The organism is Thermoanaerobacterium thermosulfurigenes (assembly GCF_051201035.1).
GTDB classification, from domain to species: domain Bacteria; phylum Bacillota; class Thermoanaerobacteria; order Thermoanaerobacterales; family Thermoanaerobacteraceae; genus Thermoanaerobacterium; species Thermoanaerobacterium thermosulfurigenes.
Genome location: NZ_JBPODR010000004.1, coordinates 65641 through 90887, shown reverse-complemented (window position 1 = coordinate 90887; position 25247 = coordinate 65641). Strand labels below are relative to the sequence as shown.

At 36.8% G+C, this 25247-nt stretch carries 22 protein-coding genes and 1 other annotated feature; all 22 genes read left to right on the top strand.

Annotated features, from left to right (window positions below; all coding sequences use genetic code 11):
- Positions 1-11 precede the first annotated feature (11 nt).
- Positions 12-1370, top strand: a complete 1359-nt coding sequence (locus HNR52_RS02395; protein WP_435619598.1) for a family 4 glycosyl hydrolase — start codon at positions 12-14, stop codon at positions 1368-1370.
- A 97-nt stretch (positions 1371-1467) separates the two neighbouring features.
- A complete protein-coding gene (locus tag HNR52_RS02390) occupies positions 1468-2919 on the top strand; it encodes a tagaturonate reductase (RefSeq protein WP_041592258.1) in 1452 nt (483 codons plus the stop codon).
- Between the two features lie 3 nt (positions 2920-2922).
- A complete protein-coding gene (locus HNR52_RS02385; RefSeq protein WP_435619597.1) occupies positions 2923-4413 on the top strand; it encodes a UxaA family hydrolase in 1491 nt (496 codons plus the stop codon).
- Between the two features lie 14 nt (positions 4414-4427).
- The gene (locus tag HNR52_RS02380) at positions 4428-5399 is read left to right on the top strand and encodes an AEC family transporter (RefSeq protein WP_435619596.1); all 972 of its coding nucleotides are present in this window, start codon (positions 4428-4430) and stop codon (positions 5397-5399) included.
- 24 nt (positions 5400-5423) lie between these two features.
- A complete protein-coding gene (locus HNR52_RS02375) occupies positions 5424-6761 on the top strand; it encodes an MATE family efflux transporter (protein ID WP_435619595.1) in 1338 nt (445 codons plus the stop codon).
- A gap of 11 nt (positions 6762-6772) precedes the next feature.
- On the top strand, positions 6773-7615 hold the full coding sequence (locus tag HNR52_RS02370; protein ID WP_435619594.1) for a sugar phosphate isomerase/epimerase family protein: 843 nt from the start codon (positions 6773-6775) through the stop codon (positions 7613-7615).
- A 163-nt stretch (positions 7616-7778) separates the two neighbouring features.
- Positions 7779-8543, top strand: a complete 765-nt coding sequence (locus HNR52_RS02365) for a DeoR/GlpR family DNA-binding transcription regulator (RefSeq protein ID WP_435619593.1) — start codon at positions 7779-7781, stop codon at positions 8541-8543.
- Between the two features lie 32 nt (positions 8544-8575).
- Positions 8576-10024 (top strand): tagaturonate epimerase family protein, encoded by a 1449-nt coding sequence (locus HNR52_RS02360; RefSeq protein WP_435619592.1) that lies wholly within the window; start codon positions 8576-8578, stop codon positions 10022-10024.
- A gap of 18 nt (positions 10025-10042) precedes the next feature.
- The gene (locus tag HNR52_RS02355) at positions 10043-11023 is read left to right on the top strand and encodes a D-isomer specific 2-hydroxyacid dehydrogenase family protein (protein ID WP_435619591.1); all 981 of its coding nucleotides are present in this window, start codon (positions 10043-10045) and stop codon (positions 11021-11023) included.
- A 15-nt stretch (positions 11024-11038) separates the two neighbouring features.
- Positions 11039-12523 (top strand): gluconokinase, encoded by a 1485-nt coding sequence (locus tag HNR52_RS02350; RefSeq protein ID WP_435619590.1) that lies wholly within the window; start codon positions 11039-11041, stop codon positions 12521-12523.
- A gap of 18 nt (positions 12524-12541) precedes the next feature.
- Positions 12542-13942 (top strand): NADP-dependent phosphogluconate dehydrogenase, encoded by a 1401-nt coding sequence (gnd, locus tag HNR52_RS02345; protein ID WP_435619589.1) that lies wholly within the window; start codon positions 12542-12544, stop codon positions 13940-13942.
- Positions 13943-13960: 18 nt separating this feature from the next.
- Complete coding sequence (locus HNR52_RS02340; protein WP_435619588.1) at positions 13961-15577, top strand: mannitol dehydrogenase family protein; 1617 nt, start codon at positions 13961-13963, stop codon at positions 15575-15577.
- Positions 15578-15678: 101 nt separating this feature from the next.
- Positions 15679-15903 (top strand): DUF2281 domain-containing protein, encoded by a 225-nt coding sequence (locus HNR52_RS02335; protein ID WP_013788782.1) that lies wholly within the window; start codon positions 15679-15681, stop codon positions 15901-15903.
- A gap of 33 nt (positions 15904-15936) precedes the next feature.
- Positions 15937-16926, top strand: a complete 990-nt coding sequence (locus HNR52_RS02330) for a LacI family DNA-binding transcriptional regulator (RefSeq protein ID WP_435619587.1) — start codon at positions 15937-15939, stop codon at positions 16924-16926.
- Positions 16927-17012: 86 nt separating this feature from the next.
- Positions 17013-17843 (top strand): 5-dehydro-4-deoxy-D-glucuronate isomerase, encoded by an 831-nt coding sequence (gene kduI, locus HNR52_RS02325; protein ID WP_435619586.1) that lies wholly within the window; start codon positions 17013-17015, stop codon positions 17841-17843.
- Between the two features lie 12 nt (positions 17844-17855).
- The gene (gene kduD, locus HNR52_RS02320; protein ID WP_435619585.1) at positions 17856-18635 is read left to right on the top strand and encodes a 2-dehydro-3-deoxy-D-gluconate 5-dehydrogenase KduD; all 780 of its coding nucleotides are present in this window, start codon (positions 17856-17858) and stop codon (positions 18633-18635) included.
- 481 nt (positions 18636-19116) lie between these two features.
- On the top strand, positions 19117-20205 hold the full coding sequence (locus HNR52_RS02315) for a galactose ABC transporter substrate-binding protein (protein ID WP_435619584.1): 1089 nt from the start codon (positions 19117-19119) through the stop codon (positions 20203-20205).
- A gap of 101 nt (positions 20206-20306) precedes the next feature.
- On the top strand, positions 20307-21824 hold the full coding sequence (locus HNR52_RS02310; RefSeq protein WP_435619583.1) for a sugar ABC transporter ATP-binding protein: 1518 nt from the start codon (positions 20307-20309) through the stop codon (positions 21822-21824).
- A gap of 16 nt (positions 21825-21840) precedes the next feature.
- A complete protein-coding gene (gene mglC, locus HNR52_RS02305; RefSeq protein ID WP_435619582.1) occupies positions 21841-22833 on the top strand; it encodes a galactose/methyl galactoside ABC transporter permease MglC in 993 nt (330 codons plus the stop codon).
- Positions 22834-22976: 143 nt separating this feature from the next.
- Positions 22977-23141: a hypothetical protein gene (locus HNR52_RS02300; RefSeq protein WP_013788773.1), complete on the top strand. Its 165-nt coding sequence runs from the start codon at positions 22977-22979 to the stop codon at positions 23139-23141.
- Positions 23142-23274: 133 nt separating this feature from the next.
- Positions 23275-23506: a binding site (T-box leader), on the top strand.
- 53 nt (positions 23507-23559) lie between these two features.
- Positions 23560-24087 (top strand): tryptophan transporter, encoded by a 528-nt coding sequence (locus HNR52_RS02295; RefSeq protein WP_013788772.1) that lies wholly within the window; start codon positions 23560-23562, stop codon positions 24085-24087.
- Between the two features lie 144 nt (positions 24088-24231).
- A complete protein-coding gene (locus tag HNR52_RS02290) occupies positions 24232-25239 on the top strand; it encodes a substrate-binding domain-containing protein (RefSeq protein WP_013788771.1) in 1008 nt (335 codons plus the stop codon).
- The last annotated feature ends 8 nt before the right edge of the window (positions 25240-25247 follow it).

Here is a 25247-nt window from a genome sequence, read left to right as displayed (position 1 = left end):
GGGGCATTTTGATGAGGTATGTTGATGATAAAGCAGTAGATTTAAAGATAGCATACATTGGCGGTGGTTCTAAAGAATGGGCTAGAAAATTAATGTCTGACCTTGCACTTGAGGAGTCTTTGGAAGGAACAGTGTATTTATATGATATAGATGTGGAATCAGCCAGATTGAATGAGGCTATTGGAAACAAGTTAAACAGCCAGTGGAAATATAAATGCGTTTTAAGCATCGAAGAAGCTCTGAAAGATGCTGACTTTGTAGTCATATCAATACTTCCCGGTACGTTTAACGAAATGATGTCAGATGTTCATGCACCTGAAAAATATGGAATATATCAATCTGTTGGAGATACAACTGGTCCAGGTGGATTGTTTAGGGCTTTAAGAACGATACCTATATATGTTGATTTTGCTAACAAAATCAAGGAGTATTGTTCAAATGCTTGGGTAATTAATTATACAAATCCAATGGCGTTGTGCGTCAGAACACTTTATGAGACTTTTCCAGACATAAAAGCTTTTGGTTGCTGTCATGAAGTTTTTTCAACACAGTCTCTTATTACTAAGGCTCTTAAGGAAATGGAAGGAATAGAGTGCAAAAGAGATGACATCTATACAAATGTATTAGGAATTAATCACTTTACTTGGATAACAAAGGCCCATTATAAAGGGATAGATTTATTTCCTGTATATAGGAAGTTTGTAGAAAAGCATAAAGACGATGGATATGAAGACAGGGGCGATTGGCAAGACAGCTATTTTAATTCAGCAAATTTAGTTAAATTTGATTTGTTTGATAAATACGGTTTCATAGCAGCTGCAGGTGACAGGCACCTTGCAGAATTTACTCCTAAGGACTATTTAAAAGATCCAGAGACAGTGGAAAAGTGGAAATTTCACTTGACACCTGTATCATGGAGGATAAAGAATAGAGAAAATCTTATAGAAAAAAGTAGAAGAATTGCGAAAGGGGAAGAAGAATTTAAGGCTGTTCCTTCAGGTGAAGAAGGAGTGAAACAAATAAAAGCACTTTTAGGACTAGGCGACCTTATTACAAATGTAAATATTCCTAATAGAGGACAGATTGGAAATGTCGATTTTAATACAGTTGTAGAGACAAACTCTTTGTTTACGAAAGACGGAGTATACCCTATATTTGCTGGGAATATTCCCGATAGAGTAAAACTACTCATGGGACCTCATATATTGAATCAAAAGATGATTTTTGAAGCGGCAGTAAAGAAAGATAAAGATTTGGCGCTTCAGGCTATGCTAAATGATCCTATTGTCAATTTAACATATGAAGATGGTAAAAAGTTGTTTGATGAGATGATGGATAACACGAGGGAATATTTAAAGGATTGGCATTGATATAATATTAGAATTTTCATGGCATACACGACAGTATATTTTTTTTAAAGTAAAATGTTCACGTGTGCTAAAAATCGAACTAAGGAGGAAGAAAATGATGAGGTTATCGTCGAAGGTATATAAGGATTATAAAAGATACCCAGAGAAAGTCGTACAGTTTGGAGAAGGGAATTTTCTAAGGGCGTTTGCGGACTGGATGATTGATGAGATGAACGAAAAAGGTGTTTTTAATGGAAGCGTCGTCGTTGTGCAGCCTTTAAGAGGTGGATTGGTGGATAAATTAAATGAGCAGGATGGACTTTACACCCTCATACTTCAAGGAATAAAGGATGGAAAGGCTGAAAGGTCTTATAAGGTTGTAAACAGCATAAGTAGAGGTATTAATCCCTATGATGACTACGAGGCGTTTTTAAAGGTGGCTGAATCAGAAACGATAAGATTTGTGATATCCAATACTACAGAGGCAGGCATTGCATTTGATGAAAATGATACGTTTGATGCTATCCCACACAACAGTTTTCCTGCAAAACTCACTGCTTTCATGTACAGAAGGTATAAATATTTTAATGGCGGCAGTGATAAAGGGCTTATAATTTTTCCTTGTGAGCTTATTGACAGAAACGGTGAAAAGCTAAAAGAGATGGTTCTTAAGTATGTAGATTATTGGAATCTTGAAAAAGGATTTGCCGACTGGGTTTTGGAGAGGAACGTTTTCTGCACGACTCTTGTAGACAGGATTGTGACAGGATACCCAAAAGAAGATGCTTTAGAGATTGAAAAAGAGCTTTGCTATGAAGACAGCTTGATTGATGTAGGAGAGATATTTCACCTGTGGGTTATAGAGGGACCAAAATGGATTGAAAAAGAGTTTCCTGCGGGGGAGATAGGCTTAAATGTAAGATTTGTTGATGATGTGACCCCATATCGCGACAGAAAAGTGAGGATATTAAATGGACTTCACACTGCTATGGTGCCTGTGGCGTACCTTTATGGAATTGATACTGTTGGAGAAGCCATGGAGGATGATGTTGTAGGAAAATTCATTAAAGGTGTGGCTTACGATGAGATCATGAAGACATTGGATTTGCCGGAAGATGAAGTTAAAAAATTCATTGAAGAAGTGTTTGATAGGTTTAAAAATCCTTACGTTAAGCACTACCTTATGAGCATTGCTTTAAATTCCATGTCAAAGTTTGAGACGAGGGTCTTGCCTTCACTTCTTCAGTACGTAAAAGCATATGGAGAACTGCCTAAAAAACTGGTATTTTCCCTTTCTGCATATATAGAGTTTTACAAAGGGCAAAGGGGCAGTGAAGTTATACCATTAAGCGACGATCCTGACATTCTAAAGATGTATCAAGATCTGTGGAAAGACTTTGATGGCAGTTATGATGGAATAAAAAACATTGTAACAAATGTTTTAGCGTACGATAAGGTGTGGAAGATGGATCTAAACGGTGTAACTGGGCTAAATGATGCTGTTACTGAGTATCTGTATTCGATTGAGAAGAATGGCATAAAAGAGTCTTTAAAAGAGGTGCTGAAATAAATTATGAAAGATTTCATAAAAATAAATTCTTCAGACAATGTGGCTGTTGCTTTGAGAAATTTGAAAAAAGGCGATGTTATTCCGTTAGGCGATAAGGCATTAGTTATCGTTGATGATGTGCCAAAAGGTCATAAATTTGCTTTAAAGGAGATTAAAAAAAGACATGATGTTGTAAAGTACGGTTACTCTATAGGGCATGCACTTTCAGATATACCTGAAGGTGCATGGGTTCATACCCACAATATTAAAACTAACTTAGGGGATATTTTGAACTACGTTTATGACAAAAAAGAAGCTGTTGTGGCTAAAGAGCATGAAGAAACCATGACATTTAAAGGGTACAAAAGGAAAAGTGGCGATATTGGCATAAGAAATGAGCTTTGGATCGTACCTACGGTAGGCTGTGTAAATGGCATAGGAGAGATGATAATAGAAAGATTTAAAAGAGAAGTCAAAGTTGAAGGAATCGATGATATTCAGATATTTAAACACAGCTATGGATGCTCCCAGTTGGGAGATGACCATATAAATACCAGAAAAATTTTATCAGATATAGTGAAGCATCCAAATGCCGGCGGTGTCTTAGTCTTGGGTTTAGGCTGTGAAAACAACAACATACCTTCTTTTAAGGAAAATTTGGGCCAATACGATGAGGAAAGGGTGAAGTTTCTCATTGCCCAAGAAGTTGATGATGAGATCGAAGAAGGAGTGAGGCTCTTAAAAGAGCTGTATCAGAAGATGAAAGGCGATGTAAGAGTCGATATAGACATAAGTCAGTTGGTTGTTGGGCTTAAATGTGGCGGCTCTGATGGATTTTCAGGTATAACTGCGAATCCATTGTTAGGCGCATTTACAGATTTTATGGTATCCCATGGAGGTAGTGCAGTATTGACAGAAGTGCCGGAGATGTTTGGGGCAGAGCAGATTCTAATGGAAAGGTGTCAAGATGAAGATGTCTTTAACAGGACTGTCAACATGATAAATGGCTATAAGCAGTACTTTTTAGAACATCATCAACCTATATACGAAAATCCATCGCCTGGAAACAAGGCTGGCGGTATAACTACATTAGAGGAGAAGTCCTTAGGCTGTGTTCAAAAAGGTGGAAAATCAATCGTGGTAGATGTCTTAAATTATGGAGATACAGTGAAAAAGAGAGGACTTAATCTTTTGTACGGCCCAGGCAACGATCTTGTGTCTTCTACAGCTTTAGCTGCATCAGGATGTCATTTGATACTTTTTACAACAGGAAGAGGGACGCCTTTTGGCACATTTGTGCCTACTGTAAAGATTTCTACAAATTCAGAGCTTTATAGGAAGAAGAAAAATTGGATCGATTTTAACGCAGGAACGCTCATAGAAGATGAAGGGATAGATGTAGTCTTAGATAGGTTAGTAAACTATGTTTTAAAAGTAGCCAGCGGCGATAAAGTCAACAATGAGAAGAATAATTTCAAAGAAATCGCCATTTTCAAGTCAGGTGTGACATTGTAAATTTAAAAGCAAAGGTGAATGATGTGAGAATATTTTACTACATTTTGACATCTGATATTCTTCCTATATTTTTGATAATATTTATAGGATATGTCCTTGGCAGCAAGTTTAAGTTAGACGTAAATTCTTTTAGCAAAATAAATTTTTACGTTTTCGTTCCAGGATTTATATTTGTAAATATTTATACGACTAAGATTCCGCTAAACATGATGAAAGTGTTGGTATTTGCTATAACTATGCTTCTGGCAAATGTGGCAATCGGCAGCATTATAGCTAAGTTAAGAAATTATGACAAAGGCTATAAAAATGCTTTTAGGAATTCCATCATGTTCTACAACTCTGGCAATATAGGGCTGTCGCTTATAACACTTGTGTTTACTACGGGTCCGTATTTGATACATGGAAAGACTCCTTACGCCAATATGGCGATTACCGCACAGATAATGGTGCTTTTGATACAAAACATATCTACAAACAGCATAGGATTTTTTCTGGCCAGCAGTGCATCTATGGACTTTAAAGACAGCATGAAAAAGATATTTTCTATGCCAACAATTTACGCAATTCCAGCGGCTTTGCTTTTAAAACTGTTGCCTGTTGATTTGACAAAAATACCAATATGGCCTGCTGCTGAGTACATCAAAAACGCTTTTGTGCCTTTTGCACTTATATCTTTAGGTGCTCAACTTTCGTATACAAATATAAGCTTTAAAAACAAGGAAGTCTATTTATCAGCAGTCACAAGGCTATTAGGTGGCCCTATAATCGGATTTCTTTTAATAAAGATATTCGGTTTTTCTGGCGTTGTGGCACAGGCATTGATGATATCATCTTCTACACCTTCCGCAGTAAACACTGCTTTAATTGCCGTAGAATTTGATAATTGCAAAGACTATGCGTCGCAGTTAGTCATGGTTTCTACACTGCTTAGCACTATCACTTTGACTTTGGTCATTTATGTATCAAGGGTAATTTTTCCAGTTTGAATTTAGCTAAAAGGATGTTAATAGATGGTTATCAAAAAAGACATACTTAAACTTATTGGACCTATAATAACGGAGCAGACGTTTATAAGCTCCATGGGAATAATAAATACCATACTTGCCAGCAGACTTGGGAAAGAGGCGATTTCATCCATAGGGATGGCTGATTCTATAAATAACATTTTAATAGGATTCTTTTCGGCTCTTGCAGTTGGTGGCACTGTCGTTGTAGCGCAGTATGTGGGGCAGAAAAATCAAAAGGCGGCAAATGAAGCCAGCAAACAGATAATGTACTCCGGCGAGCTTATTACAATATTTATTACGATTCTAATATGGATTTTAAGGCATCCTATAGTGCTTTTGCTTTTTGGCAAAGCAGAAAAAATCGTATTTGACAATGCCATATTGTATTTAAGCATAAGCCTTGTAACATATCCATTTATAACAGCTCAGTTGGTAGCATTTGGGGTATTAAGAGGTGCTGGCGATACGAAAACGCCTATGTATATAAACGTGTTTATAAATGTCCTAAACGTCATATTAAGTTACGCATTCATATACGGCATAAAAATCGTTAATCTGAAAGGCTTAGGTGTGGAAGGTGCTGCAATAGGCATAGGATTGTCCAGACTCATTGGTGCTATAGTAGCATTGTATATCTTGATTAAAGGTACAAGTGTTGTGAAGCTTTACGATTTGTGGCACTACAGACCTGACATAAAAATGCTTAGATCTATCTTTAACATTGGACTTCCTGCCGGACTTGAATCGCTTTTGTTTAGCGGCGGTAAATTGATAACGCAAGTATTTGTTGTGCTTTTTGGCACTGCATCAATTGCAGCAAATTCCATAGGTTTTTCTGTACAGCAGATATTCAATATTCCCGGCAACGCTTTAAGCATAGCTTCTACTATAGTTGTAGGACAGGATATGGGCAGCGGCGATCCTGTAGCCGCAAAAAAGTCCCTTTACTACATGACTTGGCTTGCCAGTATATGTATGGGTATACTTGGTGCAGTGTCGTTTCCTTTTGCAAGATTTCTTGTATCTATATACACCACAAATCAGGATGTCATAGATATCGCTGTGAAAGTCGTGAGGCTTAATTTGGCTTGTATGGTTTTATGGTCATTGTCATTCGTGCTGCCTGCAGGCTTAAAAGGCGCAGGAGATGCCAAGTACACATTGATGACATCTATAATAGGCATGTGGGCCTTTAGGATAGTTTTAGGATATGTACTTGGAGTAGTGATGAAATTTGGACTTGTAGGAGTATGGATAGGCATGTTTACAGATTGGGCAGTAAGAGGCACTCTTTACCTTATAAGGCTTAGGGGTACCAAGTGGCAAAAAGCAATTGTGTAGAGGTGCATTTTATGAATTTAGGAATAAGGGCACATGATCTAATAGGATTATCCTTGGAAAGATTGCCTGAAGAGGTTTCGAAATTGGGACTATCTTCAGTCCAATTGGCTTTAAGTAAATCATTTCCAGAGCTTCACATCAAAAATGGAAGTTTGACACCGGGTTTGGCTAACTATATAGGCAGCCATTTCAGAAATCATAACATTCAAATAGCAGTGTTAGGATGCTATGTAAACATCATTCATCCAGATTTAAGCGAAAGGAGGTTGTTATTAGAGCTTTTTAAAGAACATTTAAGGTATGCAAGAGATTTTGGCTGCAGCATTGTTGCTACAGAGACAGGCAATGTGCATGAGAAGATGGGATACACGACTGATAATTTCACAGAAGAGGCTTACAATGAAGTGGTGAAAAGCGTATCTGAATTAGTTGAGGAAGCCGAAAAATTTGGAGTCATAGTAGGCATAGAACCTGGCGTCAACCATCCTATTTACTCTCCCAAAGTCATGAGGAGGCTTATAGATGATGTAAAGTCCAGCAATTTGCAAGTCATATTTGACCCGGCCAACCTTTTGACTGAGGAAAATTACAAAAGCCAAAAGATTATTTTTGAAGAGGCCTTTAAATTGTTTGGAGATAGGATTGTAGCAGTACATGCTAAAGATTTTTCGATAAATGAAGGAAAGTTTGAATTTGTGCCTGTAGGTGAGGGACTGCTGGATTACGAAACAGTATTCAAGTATTTAAAGGACACAAAACCGTATATAAACATCTTGATGGAAAACACAAAAGGCACATTTATAGAAAATGGGATTTCGTATCTTAAGGGTAAATATGAAATCATAGTCCAATAATTCCACAAAAACCACACAAAAAAATTTGGATTTTTGAGAGGAATTATTGGTTTTACGTCGAATATGTGTTAATATATAGATAGAAAAATGATTATCATTGATTTGATGATGAATTGGTATATGCCTTTAATATAGATGATAATTTTGTATAGGATGGTGTCATATGCTGGCTTCCACGAGAAGAAATAAGATAAAAGAAATACTCATGAAGGAAAAATCTGTGAAAGTATCTGAGCTTTGTGAGATGTTTCAAGTGTCAGATGAGACCATAAGACGGGACTTAGATGAGCTTGAAAGAGAAGGGCTTATAGAGAGAAACTACGGCGGTGGCGTGCTGAAGAAAAACATCGTTGTTCCTCCACTTTTATTCAGGATGGAAGAAAACATCGAAGAAAAAGAGAAGATAGCCAATAAAGCAATAGATGTGATTAAAGAGGGAATGAGTATTTTTCTTGATGCAGGGTCTACTACTTATCAGTTAGCACGGTATATTAACTACAAAGGCTTAAAGAACATCACGGTTATAACCAATGGACTTAACATAGCTGCCGAACTTGCAAGAAACACAAATATAACTTTACACGTGACAGGCGGAAATCTTAAAAACGTCAATTATTCTTTGATAGGTCCAGATGCTGTAGAGTACGTAAAAAAGTACAATGCTGACATTGCCTTTCTCGCAGCAGCGGGAGTGTCGTTAGAAAAGGGATTTACCACGTCTGATATCTTTGAGGCAGAAGTCAAAAGGTCTATGATTGGATCTTCAAGAACATCGATTGTCGTCGTCGACAGCAGTAAATTTGGCAAAGATGCTATGGTGTCATTTTGTAATATAGGTGATGTGGATAGGGTTATAACGTCAGGAGTGCAAAACATGGATGTGATAGATGATTTGAAAAATCATGTTGTAATAGATTTGGCTAATTAGCATGTTTTTCGATTTGAAAGGAGAGATGAGAAATGGTTGGAAATGTATCATCTGTGCTTAAAGAAAGTGGGTTTCAGATATATCCAGATTCTTTAAGGAAGCTTGGTGAAAACACATATATATTTGTGGTGAAAAAGCAAAAGGAAAAAATGATCGGCATACTGTCTAATGACGAGTTGAAGCTTAAAGAACCATACTTTTCAGAGAATAAGAAAATAAGCGATAACCTCCAATTTAATGTTTATTCTTTTACCTTCGATAACTATGTTACGCTAAACGGCAGATTTCATATAGGCCCTACTATATGCAGGGAAAATGCTTCGTTTGGCACAGGTGACAGGCTTGGGCTGGCAACAGCAGCACAGCTTGACGCTTTAAAAAAATTCAATGTATTCCCTATTTTGGCGCAGCAATCCCCAAGAGAGCTTGTAAAGACAAACAGGGATTTTAAAGATGTGCTTTTAAAAGTAGTATTGGGAGTTTTAGAGACCGGCTATATAGGCCATTATGGAGCTGATGCGGACCATATAAAGGATGAGAAGTACCTTTTAGAAGGCATAGATGCCGGTTACACCATGTACACGCTGGACTTAAGTGAACAGCTTTTTGATGTAAGCGGTGCAACACCATTAGAAATCAAAGAAAAAGCAAAGACATTGTCAGATGTAAGCAGAAAGATTGTGGAAGACTTTTCAGGCAAATCTCTAAATGTGGGTTTTGGTGGTCATTTAGTCTCAGAAGACGAGCTTTTAAAATCTGCAGTTGCATATGAGGCTGCAATGAAGTTTGTTGAGAAGGTTAATGACATCTTAAAAGAAAAACTTAACGACTTTGACCTTGAAATCTCTATCGACGAAGGCGGAAAAGTGACGACTTTGGAGGATCACCTTTTTGTAGCAGAGTATCTCCATCGGAATGGCATTCACTTTTTCAGCATAGCTCCTAAATTTCCTGGGGAATTTGAAAAAGCCATTGACTACGTAGGAGACGTAAATGAATTTGAAAGAGAGCTTAAAAAACATTACGATCTTACGAAGTTAATAGGCGGTTATAAGCTTAGCTTACATTCAGGCAGCGATAAATTTAGCATTTACAAGGTTTTCAGCCAGACAACTGAGAAGAATTTTCACATAAAGACGTCTGGCACAAGTTGGCTACAGGCTGTAAATCTCATTTACAAATCTGACAAGGAGTTCTATAGAGAACTTTACAAGATAGCTTTATCAAATCTGGAAGAAAGCAAAAAATCGTACAAGGTTTTGATTAAAAAGGATGACTTTAAAGATGAACCTGAGCTTGATAATCCAGAATTTATGATTAGACCAGAGATAAAGCAGCTTTTCCACATATCTTTTGGCGTTTTGCTTGACCTAAAAGGAAAAGAGATTAAGGATATGCTTTACGATTATGAAAAAGAACATTATAAAATGGTTTCTGATAACATAGAAAACCATTTGAAAGAAATATTCTATGAAAAATAAATCTTAGGAGGAGAAAAAATGGGTGTGAAAATAGCTATTGTAAATTCCAGTAGTTTTGGGAGAAATTTTCCTGAGCATTTAGAGAAGCTAAAAAAGTTTGGGGAAGTTGACAGGTTCCAATTTCCTTACGACATGCACGGCAAAGAATTGGCAGAGAAGCTTATGGGATATTCTATCATTGTTGCAAGCGTCAAGCCTTACTACGATAAAGAGTTTTTTGAGTATAAGGATAAAACGCTGCTTATCACAAGGCATGGCATTGGATACGATAATATCGACATAAAAAGTGCTCAAGAGAAAGGCACATACGTCACAAAAGTTGATGGGTATGTTGAAAGAGAAGCTGTAGCTGAGTCGGCTGTGACGCTTTTATTGGATGTGGTCAGGAAGGTAAGAGGAGCATCGCTTAAAGTGAAAGATGGCAAGTGGAGCGAAAGAGCCAGCTTCATGGGTGCAGAGCTAAGGGATAAGGTTATAGGCATAATAGGCATTGGCAATATAGGAAGCAGAGTTTGTGAAATACTCAGGTATGGGTTTAATGCAAAAGTTATAGCTTACGATCCGTACGTACCATCTGGTTTGATACGTGAAAGAGGTGCTGAGCCTGTAGAAACATTAGAAGAATTTTTAAAAGAGGCAGATATGATATCTCTAAATGCATCACTTAATAAGGGCAATTATCACATGCTATCATTTAAGCAGTTTTCTATGATGAAAGATGGTGTCTACATTGTGGATACAGCCAGAGGGGAGCTTATAGACAACGAGGCTTTGATGAAAGCTCTTGATGATGGAAAAGTGGCAGGTGTGGGATTAGATGTTATAGAAAACGAGCCTATAGACGAGAATCATCCACTTTTGAAATATGAGAATGTGGTGATAACTCCTCACATATCTGCATACACAAGAGAATGCTTAAAAGGCATGGGCGACAAAGTTGTATCAGACATAGAGAAAGTATTGAATGGCGAAGAGCCTGACGGAGTGATAAAATTATAGTCGTGGAGGATTAATATGGATAGGGGATTAGCTCTTTGTATAGATATAGGCACCACAAATCTTAAAGCAGGTGTTGTAGACAAGGAAGGAAATGTATTAAGCCTTTATAGGTGCGAGATACCGCTTTTTAAAGGGGACGACGGGAAAGCGGAACACGATCCTGAAGTCTTGTTTTCTACATTTGTGAAGGCGGCTAAAGAAGCGTCAAAAGGTTACGAAGATGCGATTTCACTTGTTATACCATCAACATACATGTTTGGTCTTGTACCTGTCGATGAGGATTTAAAACCATTGACGGGGATAATGACGCTTCTTGATACGAGGTCGAAAGAAACTTACGAAGAATTGCTAAACGATATTGACGTAAATGAGATGTACAAGAGGACTGGATTTGCTCCTACGTTTCATGCGCCGCTTTTTAAGATATATTGGCTTAAGAGAAAGAGGAGAGATATTTTTGAAAAATCAAAATACTTTTTAAGCTCAAAAGACTACATCATATCAAAGCTTTTAAATAAGCCGTATACAGAGCCCAGCATATCATCTGCCACAGGAATGATGAATATAAATACGCTTAAATGGGATAGCTACTCACTTGGTGCTTTAGGTATAGACGAGGATAGACTTCCTGAGATTGTGCCTTCAGATGTGATTTTAGCTGACCTTCCAGACAAATCGAAAGAGCTTTTAGGGATGAATGGGGATGTAAAACTGCTGCCTGGCGTGTACGACGGTGGTGCTGTAGGAATAGGCATTGGAGCATTTGACGATGGAGTTGGCGCAATAAACATAGGCACAACAGGAATGTTTAGAGTTGCGTATCCAGAAGCCGTTTTAGATAAAGAAGATTTAATGAGGCTTCAGACATACTACCTTTCATCAGGAAGGTGGTTTGTAGGAGCAGCTATAAACAATGCAGGCATAATTTTAAGATGGCTTAGGGACAATATCTTTAACATGAGTTATGATGAATTAACAAAGGAAGCATTAAATGCTGACACTTCCAATCTGTTTTTCCTGCCTTATATCACAGGAGAGAGGGACAAAGAGATTGGCAACATAGCTTCTGGCGTCTATTTTGGATTGAAAAACAGTCACACAAAAGGGCATTTGATAAAGGCAGGTTTAGAAGGCGTTGCATATTCATTGAGAATGCTTTTTGAGGCTGTAAAAGACAATAATATAAATATAAAAGAGATAAGAGCTGGAGGTGGTGGTACAAACTCTGAGCTTTGGATGGAAATTTTCTCATCTGTATTGGGACTACCTATAAAGGTGTCGAATGTGGAAGAACCTGAGCTATTAGGTTCAGCTTTGCTGGGCTTTTGTGCATTAGGAGTCTACAAAGATGCATTAGAGGCAACTTATAAGATGGTGAAGATTAAGAAAGTTTTCATGCCTCAAGAGGAAAAGGTCCAGCAGTATGAAAAGGGATTTCAATTCTTTAAACTTATGACAAGGGATCTCAAAAACTTGTTTGAGGTTCACAACAAACTATAAAAATTGGAGGTAAGAGAAATGAACAATATTGGATTGATAGGCCTTGCAGTAATGGGACAAAACTTGGCTTTAAACATAGCCAGAAAAGGCTACAGCCTTTCTGGGTACAACAGATCACATGAGACGACTGAGAAATTCATTAAAGAAAAAGTGAAAGATGAAAAGATCTATCCGTACTATGACATAAAGTCATTCGTTGAGTCTTTGGAAAAACCCAGGAAGATAATACTCATGGTGAAGGCGGGAAAGCCAGTAGATGACGTTATTCACGAGCTTTTGCCATACCTTGATGAAGGCGACCTCATAATAGACGGAGGAAATTCATACTTTAAAGACACTGACAGAAGAATAAAAGAGCTTAAGGACAAAGGGATACATTACTTAGGCATGGGTGTATCTGGCGGAGAATTTGGCGCATTAAACGGACCGTCACTGATGCCTGGCGGAACAAAAGAGGCTTACGAAATGGTAAAGGAGTTGCTTCTTAAGATAGCAGCAAAGACTGATTCTGGAGAATGCTGCACATATATTGGAAATGATTCTGCAGGGCACTTCGTAAAGATGGTGCACAACGGAATAGAATACGCTATAATGCAGTCAATATCAGAAGTGTACGACGTAATGAGAAAAGTCTTGAAACTCACCAGTGAGGAAATCGGAGAGATTTTTGAGAAGTGGAATAACGGAGAGCTTAATTCATTCTTAATGGAAATATCTTACAAGATAATGAAACACAAAGACGACAAGACAGGTAAACCTTTGGTAGAGCTCATACTTGATGAAGCAGAGCAAAAGGGCACAGGCAAGTGGACCGCAGAGACGTCTCTTGATTTAGGTATTCCTACGCCATCTTTAAATCTTGCTGTTGTCGGCAGAACTCTTTCCTTCTTTAAAGATGACAGGGTAAAGCTTTCGAAAATGGTAAGCAGAAACTACCCTGAAAATGCCTTAAATAAAGACGAAGTCGTAGAAGATTTGAAAAATGCGCTGCTGTTCTCAGTATTTTCATCATTTTCGCAAGGCATGTGGCTTATATCAGAGGCGTCAAAAGTCTATGGCTACGGCATAGACTTAAAAGAAGTTTTGAGAATCTGGAAAGGTGGTTGCATCATAAGGGCAAGGCTTCTGGACTTTTTGATGGAGATAATCACAGAAGACAATGCCAACTTGCTTCTTAACCCGAAATCCGTAAAATTCTTGGAAGAAAAAATAGATGCAGTTAAGAAGGTGACAAAGCTTGCTAAAGACAATTACATCCCTATGCTTACAGTAAATGCTTCTCTTGATTATTTCTATAGCATGTCAGAAGAAAACCTTCCTGCTAATTTGATACAAGGGCAGAGGGATTTCTTTGGTGCACACACTTACAAGAGGATTGACATGGATGGAATATTCCACACCGAGTGGCAGCAGGATTAAAATGAGGGGGATTAATTTATGAAATTAAGAAGGACCGAACTAAAGGATATAAAAAAATGGGAAGATGCAGGCATAAAGCTTCCGGAGTTTGACGTAGAAAAAGTAATTGATGTCACATCTAAAAGGCCTACATGGATTCACTTTGGCGCAGGCAACATATTCAGAGGGTTCATAGCAATGCTTATGCAAACCCTCTTGAATAAAGGTCTTATAGACACAGGAATAATTGCAGTCGAATCTTACGATTTTGAAGTCTCTGAGAAGATATATAAGCCTTACGACAATTTGGGATTGAGAGTCATCATGAATGCCGATGGTACACTGGAAAAAGAAGTCGTAGGAAGCATTGCCGATATTGTAATGGCAGATCCATCAAACGAAGGTCAATGGTTTAAATTAAAGGGTATTTTCAAAAATCCATCACTGCAGATAGTAAGCATGACAATAACAGAGAAAGGCTATAATCTTAGAGATTTCTCAGGCAATTTTATAAAAGAAGTCACAGAAGATATTGAGGATGGTCCTGAGAAGCCGAAAAACGTAGTGTCAAAGCTTACTTCTCTGGTTTATTCAAGGTACAAAGATGGTGAACATCCACTGGCACTTGTAAGCCTTGATAACTTCTCAGGAAATGGCGATAGACTTAAAAGTGCAGTTATGACTATAGCGGAAGAATGGGCGAAGAAAAGCTATGTAGAAGATGGATTCCTTAAATACTTAAGCGATCCGTCGAAAGTTTCTTTTCCTCTTAGTATGATCGATAAAATCGTCCCAAGGCCGCATGAGATAGTCAAGAAATCTCTTGAAGATAGTGGCTTAGAGGATATGGACATAATAACAACTTCGAAAAATACCGTAATTGCGCCTTTTGTAAATGCGGAAAGAGCTCAATACCTTGTCGTAGAAGATAAATTTCCAAATGGGCGCATGAAGTTAGAAGAAGCTGGAGTGATATTGACAGATAAAGAAACTGTTGAAAAAGTCGAAAGGATGAAAGTCACCACTTGCTTAAATCCGCTTCACACAGCATTGGCCATATACGGATGCCTTTTGAACTACAAGACGATTGCTGATGAGATGAAAGATAGTTGTCTTAAAAAGCTTGTTGAAAAAGTGGGATATGTGGAAGGCATGCCTGTTGTCATAGATCCTAAAGTGCTTAATCCAGAAGAATTCATAAAAGAAGTAATCGAAGTAAGGCTGCCAAATCCGTATATGCCTGATACGCCACAGAGAATTGCTACAGATACATCGCAAAAGATGGGTATAAGGTTTGGAGAGACGATAAAATCATATATGCAAAGAAGCGATCTTGATGTAAAAAGCTTAAAGTATATACCATTAGTCATAGCAGGATGGTGTAGGTATTTGATGGGTATTGACGATAACGGCAATGAGATGACCTTAAGCCCAGATCCGCTTCTAAATGATTTAAAATCCCATGTGTCAAATATAAAATTTGGGGACGTAGAATCAGTTAAGAACAACCTAAGGCCTATTTTATCAAATAAACAAATATTTGGACTCGATTTGTACGAGGCAGGAATAGGCGAAATGATAGAAAGCTACTTTAAGGAACTTATATCTGATACCGGCGCAGTGAGAAATACTCTTAAAAAATACCTTGAATGCTAAAATAATATGGTTAGTGCAGAGGACGATTTCTTCTGCACTTTTTATTTGCGCAAAAATAAATTATAATAAAAGAAAAAATAATAATAACGGTGGTGTTGAAAATGGATAATACTTTGAAGAAGAAGGTATTGGACATTATTGAAGAGTTACCTGAAGATAAGATCGCAGAAGTAATTGATTTTATTGAATTTTTAAAATTAAAAGATGAAGCAGAAGATGATGAAATACTTAATGATAAAGAATTGATGGAATCTATAGAAAGAGGATTAAAAGATATAGAAAACGGCAATGTGTATGACTTTGAGGACGTGTTCAAAGGTGTATAAAATTCAACTTTATTATAAAAAGGGTGGATTAGTTTGGTTAACATAAGAGATGTGGCAAAATACTGTGGAGTCTCAGCCATGACTGTATCGAGAGCATTGAATAACAGCGGCCAAATATCAAAAGAGACGAAAGAAAGAATATTGAAAGCTTGTGAAGAATTAGGATACAGGCCTAATTTTGCTGCCAGAAGCCTCGTCACAAAGAAAACTAACATGATAGGACTCATTATACCTGATATAACAAATCAATATTATTCACAAGTAAGCAAAGGTGTCAGCTCATATCTAAGCCTTCATGGTTATGGGCTTTTGCTTTGCAATAGCGACAGAAAAAAAGAAGAGGAAAAAAGGTATCTCGACTTTTTGGCAGGAGGCAGAGTTGACGGCATAATTATTTTTCCTGTAAAGCCAAAGAAAGAGGATTATGAAGGAATTTTAAAGGAAATACCGCTTGTTATGGCAGATAATTATGTGGATGGGCTTAATGCAAACTTTGTCGGCAATGATAACTATCATGGAGCATCAGAGGTAATACGACACATGGTAAAACAAGGATTCAAAAAGATTGGGGTTATACTTGGACCAACAAGCTCCAGTGCTTCAAATGAAAGATTGAGAGCATACAAAGATGTGCTGGCAGAAAATAACATAGAATACCTAAGTGACATTGTATTAGAAAGCGATGCCACATTTGATGATGGATTTAACTTGGCAAAAGTTCTAATTGAAAAAGGCGTTGACAGTATATTTGCCATAAATGATACTGTGGCATTAGGAGTAATAAAGTACTGCTATTTAAACAACATTAATATACCTTATGATATAGGTATTGCAGGATATGACAATATTCAGCAATCGTCCATGTTACCTGTCCCATTGACTACGGTGGATCAAAACGGAAGCCGAATGGGAAAAGTAGTCGCAGAAACGATGTTGAATCTATTAACAGGCGGCGCGATAATTTCGAAGAAAATAATTCTCAAACCACAGCTTGTGATAAGAAAATCTTTAAGGGAAAGTTGATAGTGTCATTGACTATTTCCAAGATAAAGAGTATACTTTATTTAGACGTTACGTTAACGGTAACAGAAAAATCAGGAGGGATTTTTATGGAGATAAGGTATGCGAGTCATTATGAAGACGTTAAGCACTATGATACATCTGAATTGAGAAGACATTTTTTAATCGAAAATCTATTCGAGACAGGTAAGATTAATATGATCTACAGCCATGTAGATAGGATAATCGTGGCAGGTGTTGTACCGATAAATGAGGTGCTTCGCCTTGAGACAAGCAAAGAATTAGGGACAGATTATTTTTTGGAGAGGAGAGAGATGGGCATAATTAATATAGGCGGAACGGGCATCGTGAATTTAGATGGCGAAAAGTATGAGCTAAAAAATAGCGATGGATTGTACGTCGGCATGGGGGTAAAGGAAGTAAGCTTCGAAAGTGTAGATATTTCAAAACCTGCGAAGTTCTACATCAATAGCGCTACAGCTCATAAAAGCTATCCTACGGTCAAAATAGGTTTAAACGATGCAAATAAAGTAAAAGCAGGCACTGATGAGGAGTGCAATAAGAGGACTATAAATCAGTATATCCACCCTGCGGTATGCCAAAGCTGTCAATTAGTGATGGGCATGACCATATTAGAACCTGGTAGTATATGGAATACAATACCGTGCCATACCCATGACAGGAGGATGGAAGTCTATCTTTATTTCAATATGGACGAAGATAATGTTGTATTTCACTTTATGGGTACACCAAATGAGACAAGGCATATTGTCGTTAAAAATGAGCAAGCGGTCATATCACCAAGCTGGTCGATTCACTCGGGCGTAGGTACAAAGAATTACACATTTATATGGGGAATGGTAGGCGAGAATCAGGCATTCACAGATATGGATACTATACCTACAAAAGATCTAAGATGAGGAGGTTAAATCATGTACAGCATTAATGACTTTTCAATGGACTTTTTCAGATTAGATGGAAAAGTAGCAATCGTAACGGGTGGCAATACAGGATTAGGACAAGGGTATGCGGTGGCATTGGCGAAAGCCGGTGCTGACTTATTCATAGTTACCCATAATGACCGCTTTGATGAAACGAGAGATCTTATCGAAAAAGAAGGGAGAAAGGTAGAATTCTTTCAGACAGATTTATCGATCAGAGAGAATATAAATGCAGTTGTAGACAAATGTCTTGAGTTTTATGGTAAGATAGACATACTTGTAAACAATGCAGGTACAATAAAAAGGTCTCCTCTACTTGATTATAAAGACGAAGACTGGAAAGCAGTTCTCGACATAAATTTGAATGCAGTGTATTATTTAAGCCATGAAGTAGCGAAGGTAATGGTTAAACAAGGTGGCGGGAAAATCATAAACATAGCTTCGATGCTTTCGTTTCAAGGCGGAAAATTTGTGCCGGCATATACGGCATCAAAGCACGGGGTTGTAGGAATTACAAGGGCTTTTGCAAATGAATTGGCAGATAAAAACATACAGGTAAATGCAATAGCCCCAGGATATATTGAAACCAACAATACTGCTCCAATAAGAGCTGATGCAAGCAGGAATGCCGAGATACTTTCGAGAATACCTGCAGGGAGATGGGGACATCCGTTTGATGTGATGGCAGCATTAGTGTTTTTGGCAAGCAAAGCTTCAGACTATGTAAACGGACACGTATTGGCTGTTGATGGAGGCTGGCTTGTAAGATGATAGGAGAATGGCATGGCAAAAACCATGCTTTTTTTAATGCACTTTATAAAAAAATTTAATTAAATACTTGACGTCCGACTATAAAAATGATACAATTTATCTCAAGATGAGAAGCTGTTTTTGTGAATGATACACAACAGAATTTTATATTTATAAGATTAATTAGAATATTTAATTAAGTGAGGTGTTGTATGCGTTTAAATAAGTTAATGTTTTTAATTAATTATTAAGTTTGATTATGACAAAATATTAATATCTTTGCATTGAAAAAGTTTAAAATATCAACTAATATTCTGTAACAGAAGGATATTTGAATCATTTTCAACTTTATGGAAACATTGAAAAACCAAGAAATGTTTTTGATTAAGTAAACGTAAAAATTTAATTTTTGAAAGAAGGTGATATGCATTAGCAGCCAATGTCTAAGCGTTTACTGTCTAAATTTTTACAAAATACATTAAAAAGAAGGGAGAATTTATTTATGAAAAAAGTTTTAACTTATTTAGTTTTAGTAGTTCTTGTTCTTTCAGCATTGCTCACAGGATGCGGAAATACAAGCAGTAATACTTCATCAAACAATTCATCAAATAGTTCACAGCAATCAAGTAAGACAACTTCTACTTCAAGTAGTAGTAAACAGCCCAATATAGGTGTAGCAATATACAAATTCGACGATACTTTCATGACAGGTGTTCGTAATGCAATGGTTGCAGCGGCGCAAGGTAAGGCAAATTTAAACATGGTTGATAGCCAGAATTCACAACCTACACAAAACGATCAGGTAGATCTTTTCATAACTAAAAAGATGGATGCACTTGCAATAAACCCAGTTGATAGAACTGCAGCAGGTACAATTATTGACAAAGCAAAGGCTGCTAACATTCCTGTAGTGTTCTTTAACAGAGAGCCTTTGCCAGATGATATGAAAAAATGGGATAAAGTTTACTATGTTGGTGCTAAGGCAGAACAATCTGGTATATTACAAGGACAAATAATGGCAGACTATTGGAAGTCACATCCAGAAGCAGACAAAAACCATGACGGTGTAATGCAATATGTTATGCTGATGGGTCAACCAGGACATCAAGATGCAATATTACGTACTCAGTATTCAATACAGACAGTTAAAGATGCAGGAATAAAGGTTCAATGTTTAGCACAAGATTATGCAAACTGGGACAGAGTTACAGCCCATGATAAAATGGCTGCTTGGCTTTCATCATACGGAGATAAGATTGAAGCTGTATTCTGCAACAACGATGATATGGCGTTGGGAGCAATTGAAGCTTTAAAATCAGCAGGTTATTTTACAGGAAATAAATATATACCTGTTGTTGGTGTTGATGCTACAGCACCTGGAATACAGGCTATAAAAGATGGAACATTATTGGGAACTGTATTAAACGATGCTAAGAATCAAGCAAAGGCTACATTTAATATCGCTTATGAATTGGCGCAAGGTATAACACCTACAAAAGACAATATTGGATATGACATTACAGATGGAAAATATGTCTGGATACCATACAAAAAGATCACAAAAGACAACATAAGTGATGCAGAGCAATAATAACTAAAATCATAACTTGTAAAGCAGGGATATTAAAATATCCTTGCTTTACAAAATTTTATTGATTATTATACGATGACGAAAGTCAGGAGGCATTGATAATGAATGCAAATGAGTTTATTCTTGAGATGAATAATATTAGCAAGGAATTTCCGGGGGTAAAGGCTCTTGACAACGTGACATTAAAAATTCGTGCTGGAACGGTCCATGCGATAATGGGGGAAAATGGAGCAGGAAAATCGACGCTTATGAAATGCCTTTTCGGCATATATAAGCCAGATTCTGGTGAAATCATATTAGACGGAAATAAAATAAATATTAGAGATTCTAAAGAAGCTTTAAACCATGGTATATCTATGATACATCAAGAGCTACACCCTGTGAGATTTAGAAATGTTATGGAAAATATCTGGCTTGGACGTTTTCCGATGAAAAATTATGGAATTGTTAAGCTGGTAGACGAAAAAAAGATGTACGAAGATACAGAAAAGCTTTTAAAAAGTATAGATGTGGACATAAAACCGACTGAAATCGTCAGAAATTTATCTGCATCTAGAATTCAGTATATAGAGATTGCAAAGGCATTATCGTACAATGCAAAGATAATCATAATGGACGAACCTACATCTTCATTGACTGAAAATGAAGTTGACCATCTTTTTAATTTGATTAAAAATCTTAAAAAGAATGGTGTAGCCATAATATACATTTCACATAAAATGGACGAGATATTCCAAATCTCAGATGAGGTTTCCATAATGAGAGATGGGAAAATGGTGGGAACGTGGAATGCCAGTGACTTGACGGAAGACATGATAATATCAAAAATGGTTGGCCGTGAATTGACAAATAGATTTCCAGTAAGAGATGTTCAACCTGATGGTGTAGTATTGAAAGTTGAAAATTTATCGTCACCGTTTCCTAAGTCGTTTAGAAATGTATCATTTGAACTTAGAAAAGGTGAAATTTTAGGTATAGGTGGATTAGTTGGTTCTCAGAGGACGGAATTAGTGGAAGCATTATTTGGACTTAGATCGATTGAATCAGGGAAAATATATATCCATGGCAAGGAAGTTTTAATAAAATCGCCTATAGATGCAAAAAAATATGGCATGGCTTTATTGACAGAGGAGAGAAGGTCAACTGGTATCTTTCCTGAGCTGAATATATTAGAAAATTCAACTATTGCAAATATAAAGAAATACAGAGGTAGTTTCATGCTTTTAAATGACAAAAAAAGAAAAGATGATACTAAAAAAATGGTAGATACTTTGAAAGTTAAAACACCTTCGCTAAGAACGTTAATAAAAAATCTTTCGGGCGGTAACCAACAAAAAGTTCTTTTGGCAAGATGGCTTCTCACTTTACCTGAAATACTTATCCTTGACGAGCCAACGCGTGGCATCGACGTTGGTGCTAAGTATGAAATCTATACAATCATGAATGAACTTACGAAAGAAGGGAAAAGCATAATCATGATTTCATCGGAGATGCCTGAGCTTCTTGGTATGGCTGATAGGATCATGGTCATGTGTGAAGGACATTTGTCTGGCATTTTGGACAAGAAGGATGCGACAGAAGAAAAAATAATGAGATTGGCAAGTAAATATACAGATTAACACGGAGGAGATATGGATGCAAAATAAGTTTAAAGATTATTTATCACAATATGCAATTTACTTTGTCTTATTATTACTTATTATAGTAATTGCTATTAAAAATCCTGCTTTTATTTCATTAAGGGTTCTTAGAGATATATTATCACAAAGCTCTACAAGGATAATTGTTGCACTTGGTGCTTCGTTTGCTATCTTAATAGGTGGTGCAGATCTATCAGCAGGCCGTATGGTAGGCTTTGCTGCTGTGCTTTCGGCATCTTTGCTTCAAACAGCTAATTATCCAAATAGGTTTTTTCCAGGATTGCCGCAATTGCCTATAATTGTACCGCTTTTGCTAACAATAGCTGTCGGTTTCATATTCGGATTATTGAATGGCTTTGCGATATCGAAATTTAGTATACCACCTTTTATTGCTACATTAGGTTCAATGGTAGTCATTTATGGTGCTGATAATATTTATTTTAGTCAACCACCGAATAATTCACAGCCGATTGCTGGATTAAGGAGTGATTTTACTAATATAGGCACAGGAAGTATATTCGGAATTCCATATTTGATTATTATTGCAGCCGTTATGACTATTATAATGTGGATAATTTTAAATAAGACTAGCTTTGGAAAAGATTTATATGCAATTGGTGGAAACAGAGAAGCAGCAATAGTATCTGGTGTTAATGTTAGACGCAGAATCTTATTGATGTTTGCGATAGCAGGTGCTCTTTATGCACTGGCAGGTTTTTTAGAAGCAGCAAGGACAGGTGGAGCTACCAGTGAATACGGTAATATGTATGAATTGGACGCTATAGCTGCCTGTGTTGTTGGTGGATGGTCAGTATCTGGTGGTGTAGGAACAATACCAGGAATAATAGTAGGTGTGTTTATATTTACAGTCATTAACTATGGTTTGACATTTATAGGTATGAATCCTTATTGGCAATTAATTATTAAAGGTTTGATAATTGCTTCAGCAGTTGCTGTAGACATAAGAAAATATTTAGCAAAAAAATAAAATCAAAGAATATGGGAAGCTCTCTTTTGATATTTTCAAAAGAGAGCTTTTTAAATGTATATTTTTGTAATTTTTATTTAAAAATAAACAAGGTTATATTTTTTCTTTTTTTACAAACAATATTGATTGGGGAGGCGCATATTATGAATGGAAGAACTACAAGTTGGGTTGTTACTGGTGTTGGAGCCGCTGTGACGGCTGCAGGACTTATGACAGGTGGAATGCTGGGTGCTGGAATTACTGGCTTTGGATTGGCTCACGTCGTATTAGGAGTTTTAGACATGTTTAGACCGACAGTACAAAGATAGCACAATATCTCCTCAGTTTTTTGCTGAGGAGATTGTTTTTATTGCAATAAAATTTCAAATGCGATTATTGTCCAAAAATTTAAAAAATGATTGACAAATCCATTTTATTGCTGTATAATGATAAAAAATAAAAGATTCTTCGATGATCAGGAATAGTAGCTTAAGCGACTAATACAAGCGAGTCAGGGATGGTGTGAGCCTGATTATTATAGCTTTAGCGAATGGGCCTGTGAGATGTGAGGTGAAGTGTAGTAGCCGAGCCGGTAAACACCGTTATATGTGATGCACATGTTGGTGTGCTTAGAGATAAGACATATTGTCTTAATAAGGGTGGCACCGTGGAAGCATAGCCTTTCGCCCCTACATTTGGGGTGGAAGGCTTTTTAATTTGCATTTTTTAAGAAGGGGGGTGAAGAGTTTGGATACAAGAAAGACGTTGAGAGAGTTTGTACTTTGTGCACTGCTTATGGCTATTGGTGTAGTGCTGCATTTTATCACACCTGCTTTCATGCTAAATATGAGGCCAGATTTTATGCTTTCAATGCTTTTCATATCACTGATGATCGTTGACGATCTAAAAATCAATTATGTAACAGCGATCATCGCAGGAATATTGACGGCATTGACAGGATCTATGCCTGGGGGACAGATTGCAAATCCAATTGATAAACTTGTCACATCTACAATCATAATTTTGATGCTTAAAGTGTTGAGAAATAGAATAAATGATGGAATTATCGCTGGAGTAGTTGGTATCATAGGGACAATCATTTCAGGTTCTGTTTTTTTAGGCGTTGTATCAATTGTAGCAGGACTGCCGGGTCCATTTTACCTATTGATGTTGACGGTTGTAATACCTACAGCAGTAGTAAATACTATAGTTACAGTCATTGGATACTACATCATAAAAAAAGTCTCCAGGTCCACACTTGCTATAAATAAATAGCACTTTGACATATATTAATCCTCGAAAGAGGATTTTTGTTTTTGTGTAGAATAAAAAATATTGTGTGACATTAACTTAATATGTGGCTATTGAAAAATTTCAATCCCTGTTGTAATATTTAGGGGTAGGGGGCAAGAGATAATTATGAAAACGTTGCATAGCATCTTTAAGTTCTTTAAGAAAAATATAATATTGATATTGTTAACGCTAATTGCAATATCAAGTATTTTTTTATATAAATTTCAGCAGATCGAAGAACCTGTTTTATCAGGTAAACCGTTATATCACTTTTATTTAGTAGCACAAAATTCAGTGGATCCGTTTTGGAAAGAAGTGCAAAAAGGTGCGGAAGATGCTGCAAAATACTACAACGTCGCTGTCGAATTTAATGCTCCAAAGTTTAATAATATTGACGAAGAATTAGAGTTTCTTGATATAGCAGTTTTATCAAAAGTAGATGGTATTATAACACATGTTTCATATGATGGGGACTTCAATACGTTGATAGATGAAGCGTATGCAAACAATATACCTGTTGTTACGATTGAAAATGATTTAAAAGACAGCAAAAGGAAATCTTTTGTAGGTGCCAACAGCTTTATTTTGGGAGAAGAAGCTGGAAAGCTTATGAAACAGTCTACAGGAGGCAAAGCCAATATAGCTGTTATCATGAGCAATGATGTAGGAAATGACACAACAAGCCAGAACTTAAAACTGAATGGATTCTTAAGCATTATAAACAGTGTACCGGGTATGAAAGTTTCAAAAGTATATACGTCACAGTTAGGTGCTTTAAGTGCAGAAGAAATAACTCAATCCATCATAAATAGCAACAATGGTATAAATGCTTTGTACATTACAGATTCTGTGGATACAATTGGTGCCGCACAAGTGGTGGTGGATTTCAGCAAGGTAGGTGAAATATCTATAGTTGGGTATGGTGATACACCTGATATATTAAGGTACGTTGACAAAGGCATAATTTACGGTACAGTTGTGAGCGATCCATATAAGATGGGTTATGAAAGCATTAAAGCCATGATTGAGATCAAAAAAAATAACAATGTTTCTACTTTTATAGACACAGGTGTAAATATAATAACTAAAAGCAATGTAAAAGAGTATGAGGATAAGATAAAACAAAAAGATTAGTAGGTGTT